The sequence below is a fragment of the Devosia subaequoris genome, assembly GCF_014197055.1.
Lineage (GTDB): Bacteria > Pseudomonadota > Alphaproteobacteria > Rhizobiales > Devosiaceae > Devosia > Devosia subaequoris.
Genome location: NZ_JACIEW010000011.1, coordinates 14051 through 31909, shown reverse-complemented (window position 1 = coordinate 31909; position 17859 = coordinate 14051). Strand labels below are relative to the sequence as shown.

At 62.1% G+C, this 17859-nt stretch carries 19 protein-coding genes; 9 read left to right on the top strand and 10 right to left on the bottom strand.

The window, feature by feature from the left end; translation table 11 throughout:
• Positions 1-12: 12 nt before the first annotated feature.
• Positions 13-234 (bottom strand): helix-turn-helix domain-containing protein, encoded by a 222-nt coding sequence (locus tag GGR20_RS17075; RefSeq protein WP_183312565.1) that lies wholly within the window; start codon positions 232-234, stop codon positions 13-15.
• Between the two features lie 2 nt (positions 235-236).
• A complete protein-coding gene (locus GGR20_RS17070) occupies positions 237-797 on the bottom strand; it encodes a DUF2975 domain-containing protein (protein ID WP_183312564.1) in 561 nt (186 codons plus the stop codon).
• A 104-nt stretch (positions 798-901) separates the two neighbouring features.
• Between GGR20_RS17070 and GGR20_RS17065 the strand changes: the two genes are divergently transcribed.
• Positions 902-1282: a chlorophyllide reductase gene (locus GGR20_RS17065; RefSeq protein ID WP_183312563.1), complete on the top strand. Its 381-nt coding sequence runs from the start codon at positions 902-904 to the stop codon at positions 1280-1282.
• 10 nt (positions 1283-1292) lie between these two features.
• Here GGR20_RS17065 and aac(6') read toward each other — a convergent pair whose 3' ends face one another.
• Together aac(6') and GGR20_RS17055 are read right to left on the bottom strand one after the other, a co-directional pair.
• Positions 1293-1745 carry an aminoglycoside 6'-N-acetyltransferase gene (aac(6'), locus tag GGR20_RS17060; RefSeq protein ID WP_183312562.1) on the bottom strand — a complete coding sequence of 151 codons (453 nt, stop codon included), beginning with the start codon at positions 1743-1745 and terminating at the stop codon, positions 1293-1295.
• A complete protein-coding gene (locus tag GGR20_RS17055) occupies positions 1742-2392 on the bottom strand; it encodes a S24 family peptidase (RefSeq protein ID WP_183312561.1) in 651 nt (216 codons plus the stop codon). The genes aac(6') and GGR20_RS17055 overlap by 4 nt, the downstream gene beginning before the upstream one ends.
• Positions 2393-2510: 118 nt before the next feature.
• Here GGR20_RS17055 and GGR20_RS17050 point away from each other — a divergent pair, with 118 nt between their 5' ends.
• Positions 2511-2870, top strand: coding sequence for a DUF952 domain-containing protein (locus GGR20_RS17050; protein WP_183312560.1), 360 nt, complete (start codon positions 2511-2513; stop codon positions 2868-2870).
• Entirely contained in the window at positions 2867-3973 is a 1107-nt protein-coding gene (locus GGR20_RS17045; protein ID WP_183312559.1) for a quinone-dependent dihydroorotate dehydrogenase, read from the top strand. Before GGR20_RS17050 ends, GGR20_RS17045 begins: the two co-directional genes overlap by 4 nt.
• On the opposite strand, the gene GGR20_RS17040 is transcribed toward GGR20_RS17045, so the two are convergent.
• Both GGR20_RS17040 and GGR20_RS17035 read right to left on the bottom strand, forming a co-directional pair.
• Positions 3956-5299 (bottom strand): MATE family efflux transporter, encoded by a 1344-nt coding sequence (locus tag GGR20_RS17040; RefSeq protein WP_183312558.1) that lies wholly within the window; start codon positions 5297-5299, stop codon positions 3956-3958. The genes GGR20_RS17045 and GGR20_RS17040 overlap by 18 nt on opposite strands.
• A 99-nt stretch (positions 5300-5398) precedes the next feature.
• Entirely contained in the window at positions 5399-6070 is a 672-nt protein-coding gene (locus GGR20_RS17035; protein WP_183312557.1) for a nucleoside/nucleotide kinase family protein, read from the bottom strand.
• Positions 6071-6139: 69 nt separating this feature from the next.
• Between GGR20_RS17035 and GGR20_RS17030 the strand changes: the two genes are divergently transcribed.
• Together GGR20_RS17030 and pdeM are read left to right on the top strand one after the other, a co-directional pair.
• Positions 6140-8626, top strand: a complete 2487-nt coding sequence (locus tag GGR20_RS17030) for a ligase-associated DNA damage response DEXH box helicase (RefSeq protein WP_183312556.1) — start codon at positions 6140-6142, stop codon at positions 8624-8626.
• Between the two features lie 75 nt (positions 8627-8701).
• Positions 8702-9409, top strand: coding sequence for a ligase-associated DNA damage response endonuclease PdeM (pdeM, locus tag GGR20_RS17025; protein WP_183312555.1), 708 nt, complete (start codon positions 8702-8704; stop codon positions 9407-9409).
• Here the strand turns inward: pdeM and GGR20_RS17020 are convergent.
• The 3 genes from GGR20_RS17020 to GGR20_RS17010 form a co-directional block, all read right to left on the bottom strand.
• Positions 9406-10167 carry a TIGR02186 family protein gene (locus GGR20_RS17020; protein ID WP_183312554.1) on the bottom strand — a complete coding sequence of 254 codons (762 nt, stop codon included), beginning with the start codon at positions 10165-10167 and terminating at the stop codon, positions 9406-9408. The two genes, pdeM and GGR20_RS17020, sit on opposite strands and share 4 nt — an antisense overlap.
• On the bottom strand, positions 10164-11090 hold the full coding sequence (locus GGR20_RS17015; RefSeq protein ID WP_183312601.1) for a sulfite exporter TauE/SafE family protein: 927 nt from the start codon (positions 11088-11090) through the stop codon (positions 10164-10166). Before GGR20_RS17015 ends, GGR20_RS17020 begins: the two co-directional genes overlap by 4 nt.
• Positions 11091-11231: 141 nt before the next feature.
• Positions 11232-14834, bottom strand: a complete 3603-nt coding sequence (locus GGR20_RS17010) for a peptidoglycan-binding protein (RefSeq protein WP_183312553.1) — start codon at positions 14832-14834, stop codon at positions 11232-11234.
• Between the two features lie 178 nt (positions 14835-15012).
• Here GGR20_RS17010 and GGR20_RS17005 point away from each other — a divergent pair, with 178 nt between their 5' ends.
• The 4 genes from GGR20_RS17005 to GGR20_RS16990 all read left to right on the top strand — a co-directional run bounded on the left by GGR20_RS17005 (position 15013) and on the right by GGR20_RS16990 (position 17100).
• Positions 15013-15684 carry a response regulator gene (locus GGR20_RS17005; protein WP_183312552.1) on the top strand — a complete coding sequence of 224 codons (672 nt, stop codon included), beginning with the start codon at positions 15013-15015 and terminating at the stop codon, positions 15682-15684.
• A 2-nt stretch (positions 15685-15686) separates the two neighbouring features.
• Positions 15687-16085 (top strand): VOC family protein, encoded by a 399-nt coding sequence (locus tag GGR20_RS17000; RefSeq protein ID WP_183312551.1) that lies wholly within the window; start codon positions 15687-15689, stop codon positions 16083-16085.
• Between the two features lie 269 nt (positions 16086-16354).
• Entirely contained in the window at positions 16355-16723 is a 369-nt protein-coding gene (locus tag GGR20_RS16995; RefSeq protein ID WP_183312550.1) for a response regulator, read from the top strand.
• 131 nt (positions 16724-16854) lie between these two features.
• Positions 16855-17100 (top strand): DUF6894 family protein, encoded by a 246-nt coding sequence (locus tag GGR20_RS16990; protein WP_183312549.1) that lies wholly within the window; start codon positions 16855-16857, stop codon positions 17098-17100.
• Between the two features lies 1 nt (position 17101).
• Here the strand turns inward: GGR20_RS16990 and GGR20_RS16985 are convergent, their stop codons facing one another.
• Positions 17102-17809, bottom strand: coding sequence for a Crp/Fnr family transcriptional regulator (locus GGR20_RS16985; protein ID WP_183312548.1), 708 nt, complete (start codon positions 17807-17809; stop codon positions 17102-17104).
• Positions 17810-17859: the final 50 nt, after the last annotated feature.

Below are 17859 nucleotides of genomic sequence, written 5' to 3'. Positions count from 1 at the left end.
CGCGGCGGGGGATCATTCCCCCGCTACGGGCTCGTCTTCATAGCTGAGAATATCGCCCGGCTGGCATTGCAGTTGCGCGCAGATTGCCGCCAGCGTCTCAAACCGCATGCCCTTGACCTTGCCCTGCTTGAGCAGGCTGAGATTGGCTTCGGTAATGCCGATTGCCTGAGCGAGCTCCTTGGATCTCACCCCGCGCTGCGCCAGCACAACCGCCAGATTGACCTTGATCGGCATGGCTAGACGAACTGGCTGTTTTCTTCGGCTAGCAATGCCGCCCGCTGCATGCTCCAGGTCGCAGCTAGGAACGCCCCGGCGAACAGTATGAAGAGCGCGGTGTCACTGCCGAACTGGAGCACCAACTGTCGGCTGCCCGCCGGTGCATCCCATGTAAGGTAAAGACTAAGCAGGGCCGTAATCAGCGGCTTGATCAAAGCGCTGGCGCCTACGCCAATGGCGAAGTCGCGCAGACCGGAAATGGCCCTGGCCGAGAACACCTCGCCGGCGGCGAAGCCCTTAAATGTCTGGCGCACCCGCAATAGGCCCCAAACAAGTAATCCCATCGGGATCAGGCCCAGAGTGATCGCGCCGAGGCGCTTGCCCAGGTTCAACTCCGCATGGATTGGCAATCCCGGAACGGCGCTACCCCACAAACCTTCGGGAACAGCACCGATCCAGAACCCCACCAGTCCGAGCGGCAGCAACGCTGCGACAACTCCGGCGGTGATCGCCAATATGTGAAAAAGCTGCTTCTCCCTTTGGGAAGGTGGCGCCGTTGGGTGGGTGGCCTGCATCGTCATTGGTCTCCAGTGTGTGCAACCAGAAATGACAGCAAAATTATCGTTTGACAATAAGAAATTTTCGCATCACGAAATGGGGCTGTTGGTAAACGGAGATCGACACGATGACATGCAAACGACACATCCTGGTCGCGGCAGCATTGATGCTGACCACGCTGCCCTTGCCTATCCAGGCTCAGCAGAGTTCGGGAAAAATCACCATTGCCCAGGTGATGGATGCCATGGACAACGCGCCGCGCCATGATCACGCCCGGCAGGTCCTCACCGCCTACCTTTCGGGTATTGGAGAAACCGCCGGCGCCGTGTTGAGGCAGGCGCGGGACAGCGGCCTGGCACCCTTGGGCTGCGACGGATCGATGAGCCTGAGTTGGGATGGCGTCGCCAGCGCCCTCAGGAGCGGTGCCCCGGATGCCAGTCAGTGGCAGACGACACCGGCGACTCCGATCATCATCGCCGACATGTTGGCGCGGGCGGGCTGCGACTAGAGCGATCCGCTCACCCCTTGAGCGGCTTCCTGAAAAACACCACGCGCTGGGTTTCTTCGAAGCCGAGCGCGTGGTGCATCTTGAGGCTCGCCATGTTGTCGGGCGCAGCGTCCGACCCCAGTTCCGAGATGCTCAGGCCACGGGCCCAATCTTCCACAGCGGCGACCAATGCCCGTGCAACGCCGTGCCCCCGCGCCTCTGGCGCCACGTAAATACCCTCAAGAAACGCCACCGGCGTCGTCTTGCAGCCATTCACATAATCGCGCCGCAGACAGGCCTCGGCAAAGCCAATGGCGCGGTTCGTCTCGTCTCGGGCGATCAGGTTCACTGTTTCGCCCGCATCGGCCAGTAGCCGATTGATGTCATCGGCATGCGTGCCATTGTCCCCGCCGTCCGGCCAGAGTGCCTTGCGCATCTGCGCCCAGTCGGCAGCATCTTTCGGCTGTGCCGACGCAATTTTCATTGGCTCGCCCAGATGATCCGGGCCATCCATTCGATATCGACGATGTCGAAAATACGCGGCTCATAGGCCGGATTGACCGAATGCAGTTCGATCTGCCGCGCACTCTGGCGATGCAGGATCTTGGCCATCACCTCACCCTCCTGCGTCTTGACCACCACTCGGTCGCCGCGACGCACCTGCTCGGTGGGAGACACCACGATCCGGTCACCCTCGCGATAAAGCGGCTCCATGCTGTCCCCGGAAATCTCCAGCGCATAAATGCCGCTTTCATCGGGCGTGGGCAGTGCCACCTCGTCCCAGCCGTGACCGGCCGGGTGTCCGGCGCTGTCGAAGAAGCCACCATGGCCGGCCTGCGCCAGACCCAGCAGCGGTATGTTGCGCAAATCTGGCTCGGCAAACCCGCTCGGCATCGCCATATAGGACCCGGTGCCGGAAAGAAAACTGTCAAAACTCTCGCCGGTGGCTTCCAGAATTTTCGAGATGCTCTCGGTCGAAGGCCAGCGCTCGCGCCCGTCCTTGCTCACCCGCTTGGAAACATTGAACGCCGTCGCGTCCAGCCCGGCCAGCTTGGCCAGTGCGGACACGGACACGCCCTGCCGGCGCGCCAGCGCGTCAATACCATCCCAGATGGAGCGGTGTGAAAGCATGGCAAGGAAATCAGTCTTATGTCGGAAAACAATCCTATACTAGGCATGCGCATTCACCTTGTAAAGAGGGCGCGACCGCTTTACCCCGACATCCAGATCGCCCTGCCTCGAGGTGCCCATGCCGCATTCGCCTGACCTGATCTACAAGATTGCCACCCGCGCCAGCTATGCGGCGGCCCGCGAGGTCGGCCATTATGCGGGCATGCCGATCGATGCGGCCGATGGCTACATGCATTTTTCCACCGCCGCGCAACTGCCCGAAACCCTGCGCTTGCATTTCAGGGGCGAGGCGGACCTGGTCCTGCTCGCAGTGCGCACCGCCGACCTTGGCGAACAACTGGTCTGGGAGCCTTCGCGCGGCGGTCAGCTCTTCCCCCATCTCTATGGTGGTCCGCTCAGCTTGACCAACGTCGCTTGGGAGACGCAAATCAGCGTCGATGCGAATGGAAACTGCGCACTGCCGGAGGCTGTTCGATGATCTTTTCCGCCTTTTCGCCCCTTCTGCGCAATGCTGGCCTGGCCAATCTGACGCGCGATGCCTTGCTGCGCATGGACCCCGAAACCGCTCACGGCGCCACCATCACCGCGCTTCGCATGGGCCTTGCCCCACAACAGGAACATGCCGATCCGCCGGAATTGGCCACCACCCTTTGTGGCATCGAGCTGAAAAACCCTATCGGCATGGCAGCCGGCTTCGACAAGAATGCCGAAGTGCCGCGCCCCCTGGCGCTGATGGGTTTTGGCATGGTCGAGATCGGCACGGTGACACCACGACCCCAATCGGGCAATGGCAAGCCGCGCCTATTCCGCGTCGGTGCCGCCGAGGGCGTCATAAATCGCATGGGTTTCAATAATGAGGGCCACGAAGCCGCCTTTGCGCGGCTCAAGGGCCTGCGTGTTCCTGCGGCGCTCGGCGTCAATATCGGCGCCAACAAGGACAGCGAAGATTTCGTCGCCGACTATGTGCTGGGAGTGAACCGCTTTGCCGATCTGGCCGACTACCTCACTGTCAATATCTCCTCGCCCAACACGCCTGGGCTGAGAAACCTGCAGACCGACGAGGCGTTGCGCCGTCTCTTGGGCGAAGTGCTTGCGGCCCGAGCGAAGGCCAAGACCCGCGTGCCGGTGCTCCTCAAGATCGCGCCCGATCTCGACGAGGCGGGTATGGATGCCATCGCCCGGGTGATTCTCGAAACCGATCTCGACGGATTGATTGTTTCCAACACCACGATTTCCCGCGACCCTGTTGCGGGGCTGGAGAACGCAGACGAGACCGGCGGGCTTTCCGGCAGGCCGCTCTTCGCCCTCTCGACCCAGCGCCTGGCACAAATGCGTCAGCGCGTCGGTGCGCTGCCCATCGTCGGGGTTGGTGGTATTCATTCCCCGCAATCGGCCTTGGCCAAGCTCGAAGCGGGCGCCAATACCATTCAGCTTTACTCGGCGCTGGTCTTTGGCGGACTTGATCTGCTCGACCGTATCAAGCGCGGCCTTGTTGCCGGTGTGCGTTCAGCCGGAAAAAAGAAAATTGCCGAACTGGTGGGGACGCGGACGGCCGAGTGGAGTTCAGGCCGGGCTGAATAGTCCTGCCTTCCTGCGCTCCAGCGCCCACCAGTAGATGCCGCCGCGCGCCAGAAACCAGCTATGCATGGCGGCCCACAGTCCCCAATTGCCCCAGTCACGCAGCAAGAGTGCCACGCCGACAAACACCACCAGCGACACGATCATGCCATTGCGCATGACCACGTTCTGCGTCGTGCCGATCAGAATGCCGTCATAGACAAAAGCGGGCATGAAGCTGAGCGCACACAGCGCGGCGACCGGCAGGAAGGTCAGCGCATAGGTTCGCACCTCGTCATTGGTGGTCATGAAATTGATCACCCACGGCCCGCCCAGATACCAGGCAGAGCCCAGCCCCAGAGCAATGACCAGTCCCCAGATCATCGAGAGCCTATAGGCCTGGTCATAGGCGGGCCGCCAATTGGCACCCACCGCCTTGCCGGTCAATTGTTCGGCGGCTTGAGCTATGCCATCAAGGAAAAAGCCGACCACCATCAACAGGTTGAGCAGCACGGCATTGGCCGCCAGCGCCACTTCGCCCATGCGAGAGCCCTGCGCGGCGAACCAGCCATAGGCGCCCATCAACGCCATCGAGCGAATCATCAGGTCACGGCTGAGCCCGAACATACGCCGCACCGCGGTGGCATCTCCCAGTTCGCCCGGCGCTATACGTGCGATCAGCTTTGCTACGCCGCCATAGTGTTGCACCATGATGCTCAGGCCCAGAAGCGCCGAGACGATCTGGCCCAACAGCGTCCCGGCGGCCGCCCCAGCCACGCCCCAACCCAGGCCATAGACCAAGCCGATGCTGCAAATGATATTGATGCCGTGCAGCAGCAATTGCAGCATCATGCCGGTGCGGGCGGCTGCCCGCCCGTAGAACCAGCCCAGCAGGGCAAAATTTATCAGCGAAAATGGCGCTGACCAGATCCGGACGAAGTAGTAATCGGCCAATGCGGCCGCAACACTGGATTCTGGGGCCAGCAGCGCATTGGCGGCCCAGAGGATCGGAAAGGCCAGCGCGATGACGCCCAGCCCGACCGCCACGGCGATGATCAGGGCCCGGGAAATATGCAGTAATCCGTCGCGCGGGTCGCGAGCGCCCACCGACTGGGCAACCAGACCCGCCGTCCCGATGCGCAGGAAGTACGCCATCGAGAACACAAAATCGAAGACCAGCGCGCCCAGCACCAGGCCACCGAGCAGCGCCGCGTCACCCAGGCGTCCGACAACGGTAATATCCACCAGTCCCACCACCGGTTCGGTGATGAAGGCAATCGAGGCGGGCAGGGCGATCGACCACACGTCGCGGCTGCGAACGTCAAAGGGAAATTGTGGACGGGAGGTCATCGGAGGGACTCCGGGAGCACGATGTTCAGTTCATAGCATCCCGACGAGGCAAGGATAGCCAGATTTCCGATTAGGCGGCTGCGTCGCTAGCGCTGGGAATTACTCAGCGACCTCCAGCTCGAACACGACATCGGCCCGCTCCCGTGAGCTTTCGACGAGGTCATAGTTGGGCAGGTCGTTTCGCTCGATATGAGCCCGGTTCCGCTCGGGGGTGAACAACCCCTCCTCGCCATGCCGCTTCATCAGCCGATTGCGAACGGTATCGCGCGGCACATGGATGAATACGGCATAGTCCAGTTGCGCCTTGACACCTGCCCACGGCCCCTCGGTCAACAGCAGATAATTGCCTTCCACCACCAGCACCCGTACTTCCGGATCAACGGTAAAGGCGTCATCGACTGTGTCTTCGATCTTGCGGCTATAGCCCGGACCATTCACCGCGTCCTGCGCATGCTTGAGATGGTGCAGGAAACTGACGAATGCCGCCCCCTCAAAGGTATGCGGCGCCCCTTTGAATTCGGTCTGCCCCATCGCCTCGATCTTGGCATGTTTCATATGGAAGCCGTCCATCGGCACCAGCGCCGAGCTGCCCGGCTTGACGGCATTGAGCATTGCGACAAGCTCGGTGGCCAAAGTTGATTTGCCCGTGCCGGGTCCGCCCGCAATGCCAATGGCGATGCGCTTGCCGTCCGCCTGACTTTCCATTTCCAGCACATGCGGCATGAGCCGGGACAGCATTTCTGTCGGCGTGAGACGGATAGGTTCGGGCACGTCTGCTTCCTCCTTGGTATGGCCGGGTGCGATCATATAGAGTTTGAACTGATTTGCAGCAGGTGATCCTTGGCTCCGCATCTTCCACCGATCATCGAAGACTGGTTTTCCGCCCGGGGCTGGGCTCTGCGCGCGCACCAACGCGACGTCCTCGCCTCGCATCAATCCGGCGCCAGCCAATTGCTCATCGCCCCGACCGGCGCCGGCAAGACGCTGGCGGGCTTCCTGCCCACCCTTTCCGATCTGGTCGATGGCCAGTTCGAAGGCCTCCACACCCTCTATATCTCGCCGCTCAAGGCGCTGGCGGTTGATGTTCAACGCAATCTATCCAATCCCATTGCCGAAATGGGCCTGCCTATCCGCGTCGAAACCCGCACTGGCGACACCTCTGCCGCCAAGCGCGCGCGCCAGCGGATCAAGCCGCCCCAGGTGCTGCTAACCACGCCCGAGCAATTGGCGCTGCTGATTTCTCATCCGCACGCTGAACTGATGTTTGGCACCCTGCGCCGCGTGGTGCTCGACGAACTGCACGCGCTGGTCACCTCGAAGCGCGGCGAACTGCTGTCCCTGGGCCTGGCACGCCTTGCCCGGCTTGCCCCGGACCTGCGGATTACCGCGCTGTCCGCCACCATCGCCCAACCGGAAATGCTCCGTGACTGGATCGCCCGGCCGCTGCCGCAGCGTCACACCGATCTCCTGCACATGGCCGGCGGCGCCGCGCCCGAGCTGTCCATTCTCCAGACCCAGGAGCGACTGCCTTGGGCCGGCCACTCCGCCGTCTATGCCCATCGTGAACTCTACGAGACGATCCAGCGGCACAAGACCACGCTTCTGTTCGTCAATACCCGCTCACAGGCCGAAATGCTGTTCCAGGGCCTCTGGGACATCAATGACGAGATGCTGCCCATCGCCCTGCATCACGGCTCGCTCTCGGTCGAACAGCGGCGCAAGGTCGAGGCCGCCATGGCGTCGGGCAAGCTCAAGGCCGTAGTCTGCACCTCCACGCTCGATCTCGGCATAGACTGGGGTGACGTCGACCTCGTCGTGCAGGTCGGCGCACCCAAGGGCTCCTCGCGCATGCTGCAGCGCATCGGCCGCGCCAATCACCGGCTCGATGATCCATCGCGTGCCTTGCTGGTGCCCTCCAACCGGTTCGAAGTGCTCGAATGCGAAGCGGCGGTAGAAGCGGTCGCCGAAGGTCATCAGGATAGCGAAGACCCCATGTCTGGTGGCTATGATGTACTGGCCCAGCACGTTCTGGGCATGGCCTGCGCCGAGCCTTTCCTGGCCGACGATCTCTATGCTGAAGTCATCGGCGCCTGGCCCTATCGTGATCTCGCCCGCGAGAAATTCGACAAGGTGCTCGATTTTGTGGCCACCGGTGGTTACGCGCTACGCGCCTATGAACGCTATGCCCGCCTCAAGCTGAACCCGGACGGCAAATGGCGCCTCTCCCATCCGCAGGTGGCCCAGCAATACCGGCTCAATATCGGCACCATTATCGAAGAGCCCATGGTCCGCGTTCGTTTGGTCCGTGCCCGCGGCCAGAAGCAGGGTCGCACCACTGGCCCTATCGGTTCCGGTGGGCGCGTGCTGGGCGAGATGGAGGAATATTTCTTCGGCACGCTTTCCCTTGGCGATACCTTCATGTTCGGCGGAGAGATCGTCGCTTTCGAGGGCATGAAGGACAATGAGGCCTTCGTCTCCCGCGCCTTTTCCAAGGACCCGAAAATTCCATCCTATATGGGCGGCAAGTTTCCGCTCTCGACCTATCTGGCGGAGCGCGTGCGCCGCATCATGGACAGCCCGGGGGAATGGTCCAAATTGCCCGACCAGGTCAGCGACTGGCTGCGCCTGCAGCGCGACCTCTCAGTGTTGCCACGCCGCGATAGCCTGCTGGTGGAAACCTTCCCGCGCGGCACCAATAATTTCCTGGTTTGCTACCCCTTTGAGGGGCGCCTCGCGCATCAGACACTGGGCATGCTCCTGACGCGGCGGCTCGAACGCATGCGCGCCCGGCCGCTCGGTTTCGTAGCCTCCGAATATGCCCTGGCCGTCTGGGGGTTAGGGGATATCTCGGCGCTGATCCGCACCGACAGGCTCTCGCTTGATGAGCTGTTTTCCGAGGACATGCTCGGTGACGATCTGGAAGCCTGGCTCGATGAAAGCGCGCTGATGAAGCGCACGTTTCGCAACTGCGCCATCATTGCCGGGCTGATCGAGCGCCGTCATCCGGGCAAGGAAAAAACCGGGCGTCAGATCACCATGAGCTCGGACATCATCTACGACGTGCTCTACCAGCACGAACCCGATCACATCCTGATCGAAGCGACCCGTCGCGATGCCGCCCGTGGCCTGCTCGATATCGAACGATTGGGTCAGATGCTCTCCCGCATCCGCCACCACATCGTCCACAAGCCGTTGCACCAGATCTCCCCGCTTGCCGTGCCCGTCATGCTCGATATCGGCAAGGAGCCGATTTTCGGGGAAGCGCGGGAATCAGCTATGGCTGATGCAGCCGATGAACTCATTCGGGAAGCGATGGGTGAACGCTAAGACGGCTTTGCTCTCCCTAGGGAGGAGGTCGCCTGAGGGAGGGATGGGGCCTTTCGACGGAATGCGACTGCCTATATGAACAATGCCGTCCTTGCCGATGCCATTGCGGAACCTGCCTTGCTGCGCTTTGCCGGCCACAACTTCGAACCTATGTCCTCCGGTGCGCTTTACTGGCGCGCCCGGCAAACCTTGCTGGTGGCTGACCTGCATTTCGAGAAGATGGCCAGCTTTGCCCGACGCGGCCAGATGCTGCCGCCCTATGATACGGCGATGACCCTGACGCGTCTGGAAGCCGATTTGCGGCGCACCGGCGCCCGCGAATTGCTCTCATTGGGTGATAGCTTCCATCGTCCGGACTCCGCGTCGCTATTGACGCCGGCCGATCGCATGCGCCTCGACTCCATTACCGAGGCTGTCACCTGTATCTGGCTTTCCGGCAATCACGACCCGGTTCCCCACGCCATTGGCGGCACCTGCTTACCCGAACTTGAGCTGGACGGTCTGTTGTTCTCGCATGAGCCCAGAAAAGGGCGCACCGGTCTTGTTTCGGGCCATCTGCATCCGGCCGCCCGCGTCGCCATCAACGGCCGCGCCACACGAAAGCCCTGCTTTGTGCACGACAATCGTCTGCTGATTCTGCCCGCTTTCGGCGCCTCCACCGGCGCGCTCAATATCCTCTCGCCCGCCTTTGTCGGGCTGTTTCACTGGCCGGCGCTCGAGGTTGTCATGCTCGGCCGTGACCGCACCTATCCGGTGCCGGTCAATCGCCTGGTGGGCGGCTAGCGCCGGAACAAGACTCCGCCCAGCCAACCGGTGAATAGCGCCAGGACCACACAGGCCAGCCCATAGAGCAGGGGATATTGCGTGGCTGACAGCGCCACGAACCGCTCGAAATCGATCTTACGTACGGCAAAGCCGTCAGACTTGCGCGCGACGATCTCGCCATCCTTGAACACATAGGTTTGGGCGATATAGGGGCCCGGCGGGGCATTGCTCGGCAGCGTCAGTTGCGCCGAGTAAAAGCTCTCCGTATGAAACAGCACACCATTCTCCTGCACACCGAACAGATCTTGCTCACTCATCAGTCGGATCAGTTCGTGTCCGAAGTTCAGCGTTTGCCACCAGCCCGCCGGGTTGGGCGAAATGGCGTGGGACTCGGGCAGGATGTAATTGGTGGTCAGCGTATTCACGTCGGTGATGTCGCGCAGCCTAGTGCTGGACAGCACGTGGAAATAGCTCGGAAAGCGTTTGAACTCGACCTGCTCGGTATTGAGCCAGACGCCGAAATTATTGGTCTTCTTGCGCGCAACGCGGTCCTGTGTAGGGCCAACGACAACGACCACGACATGAAACGGCCCCTCGACGAATTTCTGTTCTGCTCCAGCATCGGGAGCTACAGTCCCGAAGAAGGTCAGCCGCTCGCCATCGAAGCTGGATGTGACCTGCACCGTTTCGGTCGAAACGCTCGAGAACAGGCGCTCCGCAACCGCAGGTACTGCCAGGCACACAATTGCCAGAAGTGCGAGAACGAGCCGGGTCATCGTGCCACACTCGTAACGGCCATGGAGTACACATCATCTGGCGTCAGCACCAGTGACAGCCCGAAGCGGATCGCCACCGCCAGCACCAGAAGGGCCAACAGCCCCCGCAATTGCTCTCCACGCAGATGCATGCCGGCGGCCGCGCCAAACTGGGCCCCGGCGACGCCGCCCACCATCAGGCAGAAGGCGAGCAAGATATCGACGCTCTGGCTTTGCACCGCATGCAAAACAGTGGTTGCGGCCATCATGGCCACCACCTGCGCCAGCGAGGTGCCGATCACAACCGAGCCGGGAACACGAAGCAGATAAACCAGCGCCGGCACCATGATGAAGCCGCCGCCAATCCCCAGCAGCGACCCGACAAAGCCAATGAACAACCCGATCAGCAGCACCGGCAGCACGCTGATATAGAGTCGACTTTTCTTGAAGCGCACACGCCAGGGCAAGCCGTGGATCCAGCTATGCTGGTTGGCCTGACGCTCGCGCACCACCACGCCCTGGCGGCGTTTGAGCAGCGCGCGTACCGATTCTTGGAGCATCAGCACGCCGACAAAGCCGAGCAGCACCAGGAAGCCCAGGGAGATGACGAGATCGAGTTGGCCGGCTTCGCGCAACAGGTCGAACGCCGCCACGCCACCAAACGCGCCCATGATGCCCGAGAGGACCAGATACATGGCCAGATGCAGGTCAACGCCGCCGCGCCGATAATGGCTGAGCGCCCCTGAGGTCGATGCCGCAACCACCTGTCCGGTCACCGATGCGACCGCCACCGCGGTCGGCACCCCAGAAAAGATCAGCAAGGGCGTCAGCAAAAACCCGCCGCCTACGCCGAACAGGCCAGACAAAAAGCCGACGGCCCCTCCGATCCCCACGAGAAAGAAGAGGTTCACGGAAAGCTCGGCAATTGGCAGATAGATCTGCAAGACCAGGGTCCCGTAATAGGTGTTACGGGCCATCCTACAGGACGGTCCGTCAACAAGTGGTAAGGCCCGGCGCGAACGGGCAAAAACATTATGGCCCGGGCTTACGTCCGGGCCATGACGCTGTCAAATGAAGAGACCGGCTTAAACGGGCTGACTGCCCAGCACGGCCAGCAGACGTGGATTGATGGCGCCGCTCTCGCTCATGCCAGTGGCCCGTTCGAAGGCGCGGATCGCATCGCGCGTCTTGGGACCCACCACACCGTCGGCCGTCCCCACATCGAAGCCCAGCTTGCTCAGCGCCTGCTGCACCTTGGCGATCACCTCGCCACTGCTAATCGCCTCGCCCGGATCGAATGCATCGCTCCAGGTGCCGATGGGTGCAAAATTGGCCGCCAAATCGACGCTCTCAATCGTCCAGGCGTCAACTTCGGCGCCAATCCGGTTGACCGCCTCCGCAGTCAGGGATTTGGCGATATCCTCGCGGGCCTTGGCCGCATCCTGGTCACCATTCAGCGCCGCCAGCGAGAACCACTTGTAGGACTGCTCGAAATCCTGCTCCACGCCTAACCCGCGAGCATAAAGCATGCCCAGATTGAACTGGCTGTCCGTCATGCCGCGCCCGGCGGCCTGGGCAAACCATTCAGCCGCCAGTTCGAACTCCTGCTCGCCCAAGGCACCACCGGCATAGAGCGCTGCTAGATTGTGCATGGCCATGCGATTGCCCGCTTCGGCGCTACGCTGATACCACAGCCGCGCCTGCTCGAGGTCTTTCTCGACGCCATTGCCCATCTCATAGAGATTGCCCAGCCTATACTGTGCGGGCACGAATCCCTGTGCCGCCGAGCGTTCATACCAGAGCGCCGATGCGTCCAGATCCTTCTCCACCGCCCGGCCTTCGCCCAGAATGGCCGCGACCTCGAATTGTGCCTTGGCATTGCCATTGGCCGCGGCCTGACGCAGTTCCAGCGGCCCGATGGCCTCGGGGGGTAGATCGAAAGCTTCAACGGCCGCTTCTACCATCTCTGCGGCCGGACCAATCGACCCGGTGAGCACCGGAGCGTCGTCTTCCGCATCCGGTTCTGCGATCGAGATCCGGCCGCCATCGGCCATCAAGGCGGGGGGCATCGGGGTGGTCGGTGCAATCTTGTTATCGCGCGAGAAGCTCATCGGCTCGCCCGGATTGATCGAGCCTGTCGCCGTGGTGTCAACCAGATCGATGACGCGTGGCGGCATCACGCTCGACACGTCCTGAGAGCTGTCCGGAGTTGCCGCAGCCGGCTCAACCGGTGAGGTCACCGCCGCTGCGGGCGCTGCCGCATCGGAGCCCATGCGCTGCATCACCAGGTTCAGGGTCAGCATGGACACGGCCACCAGCGTTGCCGCCAGCAACAGGGGTCGGCGGTGGCGAGTGAGGAAGCCTGGCTGTTTTTCAGTGCCGTCGGCCATTGGCGCCGGCGCTACCGTCTTTTCTGCCGCTGGCTTTTTCCGACGCTTGGGGCGTTCACTTTCGGCTTTGGCCTGCGGTTCGACCGCGATAGTCGGTGCTGCGGTCTCGGTCACCGGCGGCGCACTTACTGCAGTGTCGGCCTCCCGTCGCGAACGAACCCTGGCCAGCGCCCGCCCGATAATGGAATTGCTGGTCGTTGGCTGCACCTCCTCCTGCTTTGCGCGTTGCGCCCGGCGGGCTGCAGCAACGAAGGTGCTAGTATTGGAGGCAATCACCCGCGCTTCCTCGTCTGCAGAGTCGGCCGGGCGCGCCGGCTGTGCAAAGGGGTCAGTATCGAGCTCGGCAAAGCTCGAACGTGGCCGCGGGGGCCGTTCGGCCCGAGTGGGGTCGAACGCAGCGGGCTCTGCGCGCGGCTTGGAGGCCTCCGCCGGCATGGCAGGCGCCGCGGCGCGGCTGGCCTCCTGGCTCAGGGCGGAGCGCACCGGCGACTTGTCGCCAAAGCCCGTGCCGCCAAAACCCTTGTCGAGCAACGGCTTTTCGTCCGCCGGATTGTCCGGCATGGCGTCACCCCGGTCGCCCGTCAGGCCGGCAAGGATAGAACCGAGCTTTCCGTTCTCTGGTTCGGGCGCACTCAGCGCCTGCGCGAACTGATTGTCTTCCGCCGGTGACTGCGGGCCGGGCGCAGCGCTGGTGCGCGCCGATTCCGTCGCCGGGGCAGGGGGCGTGTCGGTCTTGCCCGCCAGAACCGCCTCCAGCTTTGCAAGGCGCTCGGCAGTTTCCTTGCCTGCCGTGTTAAGTAGCGCCGCCATGCGCTTTTCCAGCGCGTCCATATTGTCCGGCGCAGCGGCCGGTGCCTTGCTCATGGCTTCGGTGGCACGTGCCGCAACCAAATCTGCCAATTGTTCGTAATCGGGTGTCTTGCCGGCCGTCTTGATCAGCCCGGTGATCCGATCCTCGATGCTTTTCAGGCTATCCGGCCCGAACATCGCCACCGGTGCCGGTGCCTTGCGGCTCACCGCATCGCTGGTGCGCTCCGCCACCATAGTCGCCAGCGATTCAAAATCGGGAGGCTCGACCGTATCCTGCTGCCGGGCCAGGGCATCAAGCTGCGCGCCGGCATCATCCATGCGGCTCATCAGCAGCTTGAGCTGGTCTTCTACCGTCTTGGTGTCGACCGGCACTATGCGGTCACTCAGCAGTTCGATCTTGTCTTCCAGCCGGGCAAAGCGAGGCTCCATACCGCTCATCACGGCCTCGCGCAGGGCAGTCATATCTGCCCTTAATGCGTCCACCTGCGCATTGCCGGCGTCGATCCCGTCCAGGCGTGACACCACGGCATCGAGCCTTTCGGCCAGGGCGTCGGGCTTGTCGCCCTTGGTCTGCATCGCCTTGGTGAAGGCGGCCATTTCGCTGGTCAGCTTCTCAAAATCAGCCGAGGACAGAGAAACCGTCTGTTCGATCGCATCGATCCGGTCATAGACATTGCGCACCCCGTCTTCGATGGAGCGCATGGTTGGCGCCAGCACTTCAGCTGGGTCGGTCTGAGCGTTGCGGCGCTGGTCGCGAACAATTTCCCGTTCCATCTGCTGGGCCTGCAGTTCGGCCAGCTTGCCCACGGTGGTGGACACGTCGTCCAGCCGGGCATTGAGAATGGAAAGATCGTTACGCGGACCTTCCTCGATCATCGCGCCCAGGGCGGCAAGCTGAGCTTCGAGCCGCTTGACCTGACCCGTTTCGCCCACTGCCCCGGCGAGCAATTCGACCACTTGGGTCAATTGCTCGACCTGCCCGGCCACTTCGCGGACATGGCTGGAGCTGGAGCGCTGCGACTTGAGTTCGCCTTCGAGTCGTTCCAGCCGCTGGCTCATGCCGCCGACCAACGCGCCCAGTTCGCGCAATTCCGGCATGTCGCTGGGTTGACGCGCGGGTGCAGGCGTAGGGGCAATGCCCTGGCGGCCGCGAATTTCCGCAATGGCAGCGGTCAGCTCGTCCGGCAGGTCGGGTTCAGCCGTCGCCATGTCCCGGTCGGTGAAGCGGTCCACGGCGCGCTTGACTGTGCGCAGCGCCTCGCGGTGCCGCGTATTGGTTTCCGAGCCGGTCACCTGGTTGCGCAGATTGCGCACCCGTTGTGCCAGGGCGCTGGCGGGGGGCTCGGGTTGTTCTTCCTCGACCTGCCCATAATGGCTCTCGACCTTGTCGAGCAGTGCAACCAGCTCTCCGCGCAAGGCCTGCCATTCGCCCGCGCTGGGGTCGCGAACCTGATCGGCAATATCTGACAGAGTGTGGGCGCGCGGCATGACAGGTCCTTCGTCACAATAGACGGACCCCTCGCGATTCAACACGAAGGTATAACGCTCACTCTTGAGAAAACATGGTAAAGAACCCGTTAAGCATTGTCGCAATATGCAAGGACAAATGCCGGTAATCCGTGCGATTCAGGCATAGTGTACAGGTCCAGGGATTAGGTTCAGCTCCATGACGCGCCGCCGTATCATCATCGTTGACGATCACCCCCTGTTCAGGGCGGCCCTGCGCCAGACCTTGGCCGGCGGAGACGCCACGGTGAGCGTGGAGGAGGCCGGCGACCTGTCGAGCCTGAGCACGGCCCTCGACGCCGATCGCGATTGCGATCTGGTGCTTCTCGACCTCAACATGCCCGGCGTCCGGGGCTTTTCCGGGCTTTTGCTGTTGCGCGCGCAATATCCCGATATTCCGGTCATGATCATATCCGCAGTCGAGGATGCCACCGTGGTGCGTCGGGCCTTCGAACTCGGGGCTGCGGGCTATTTGCACAAGTCCGAGGGGCCGACCGAGATCCGCCGTGCGATGGAGACCGTCCTATCGGGCGAGGTCTTCGTACCCTCCGGCACCACCCTGGGGGGTGAAGACGAACAGACCGCGCTGATGAAGCGGCTCGCCACCCTGACGCCGCAGCAGGTGCGCGTCCTGATGATGCTCAGCGACGGGTTGATGAACAAGCAGATCGCCTATGAGCTTTCCATTTCCGAAGCCACGGTCAAGGCGCATGTCTCGGCCATTCTGCAAAAGCTCGATGTAGACAGCCGCACCCAGGCGGTGATCGCCGCCGCGCGCATCGAGGATGGTCAGTTCGAAGCCCTGTTTTCCACCGGCGCAGACAAGGCCTGACCATGAAACCCGAGATTTCCATCATCACCATTGGCGTCGACGATCTTGAGCGCGCCTTCGCCTTCTATCGCGCCCTGTTCGATATCTCCGACGAACAGATCGGTGCCGGCGAAGATCATGTCGCCTTCTTCTTCGACGACAAGTTCTCCTTCGTATTGTTTCCCCGCGAACAGATTGCCCAGACCGCCGGCAAGCCCGAAAGCCTCGATGGCACCCCCGGCTTCGTGCTCTCACATCGCGCCGAAAGCCCTGAGGCTGTCGACGAAATCCTCGAGCGCGTATTGGTCGCTGGCGGCGCAGTCATCACCCCTGGGACAGAGTCAGAATGGGGCTATTCGGCCTATTTTGAAGACAGCGAAGGCAATGTCTGGGAACTGATGGCGCAGCCGACGGCGAATTGAGGCGTCATGCTTCGCAGCGCTGAACCGACGCCCTGCATCTAAAGCTTGCGCTTCGACCTAGAAGGGCAGCCCGGCGATTTGCTACCGGGCCAGCGCACTTTTGAGCCCCGCACCGGCCCGCAAAGGGTTCACGCGCTTCCTTTCGGTGGCGTGGCTACAGCTGTCGCCTTTTCCCCGGCCTGACCGGGACTGATTGTCCGCATTCGTACAAAGGGCTGCCGCGAGGAAAAGAAGGGAATACCAATTCCTTAGGAACCTCCGGCGGGCGAATGCTTCAGACAACTCGAAATCTCATCTTGGTCGAGGACGAACCGCTCCTCGCGATGATGCTAGGTCAGACTGTTCAGGAGCTGGGCTGGATCATCGACGGTACGGCTTACACTGAAGCAGGCGCCTACGATCTCTTGAGCAAATGCCATCCCAAACTGGCCCTTCTCGACTTGCACCTCGGTGCGACGACGAGTCTGGCGATTGCCTCGGCCTGCCGCGATCGACACATCCCCGTTGTGTTCATGACCGGATATACCGCCAGAGACATACCGCCTCAGTGCGGCGACGCGCCAATTGTCTCCAAGCCCTTCTCCTCCGACGAGCTTGAACGCGCCATTGCTCGGGCGACGGAGAATTCTGCCACCTGACTGGCCATGGGCCAGCGGTTTTGAGAAGCTGACCTTGCCACGCATCAGGAAGACGACCCAGCGAAGGTCCGCTGGTGTCACGGCGCATCTGGGCGTATCATGGCGCCGCAGACCGGCGAGTGACCCCTTCGATGCGATATTTCTTCAACGTCGTTCGTGGCGGGCAACGGCTACAGGATTTCGAGGGTGGAGAGTTCACGAGCGATCTTGATGCCCAGGCAGAAGCGCACCTTGTTGCCCGTGAGCTCATCGGCCGGGAGTTGATCGCCGGGAAGCCCGTGCTGTGGGATTCGACGATTGAAATCCTTCGCGCCGACAATGCCGTCGTGGGGGTCCTCAGCTTTCGTCAGGCATTAAATCTGCCGCAGGATGTCTAGGCTAGCTGCGCCTGAAATCCCAACCAAGCAATCTTTCATAATGAGCTTCGGCTTTTCCGTACGAGCCATCCGCTTCCTCGATCAGCCCGTCACGATTGCGGATTTCAAGCTGGCCGCGCGTTGAATGGATGTATCCCTTGCCCTCCAGCAAGTGCAGGGCAACGGTAACGCCTGGCCTTCTTGTGCACAGCATCTGCGACAGGAACTCATGCGTGATGTGGAAGGTGTTCGATTGGGCCCGGTCATGAACCATAAGGAGCCACCGGGCCAGCCTTTGCTCCAGCAACGCACGACCATTTGCCGAGGCTGTGGACGCCACCTGGAGTTCGAATGCCCTCGCATACCGTCGCGCCAGAAGGGAAACCTCTGGCACAGTGTCCAGCACCTCACGAAAGATCGCGCGAGGGAGCCTGTGCGCATAGCCTTCTATCTGAGATATGCTTTGGAACGCGGCTTCCTCGTCGCCCAGGATAAAACCGGTATCATGCAGCCCTTCCGGCCCCACCATGCCGACTTCGATCATGCGTCCGGGCTCATATTCTGACAGCAAGGAAATTAGCCCGCTTTCAACGAAATAGATCCACTCGTCTTGCGAGCCAACAGACGCAATTTCAGTGCGGAGCGGCAAGTGGACGAGCTCAAGCGCATCGCGCCATGGCGCAATGGATTTCTGATCGAGCGCGTTGAGTAGCTGGTTGGCGAACGCCAAGATATACACTCCAGCCGACAGAGCGAAAGTTGCTGAACCTAGCCGGTCTT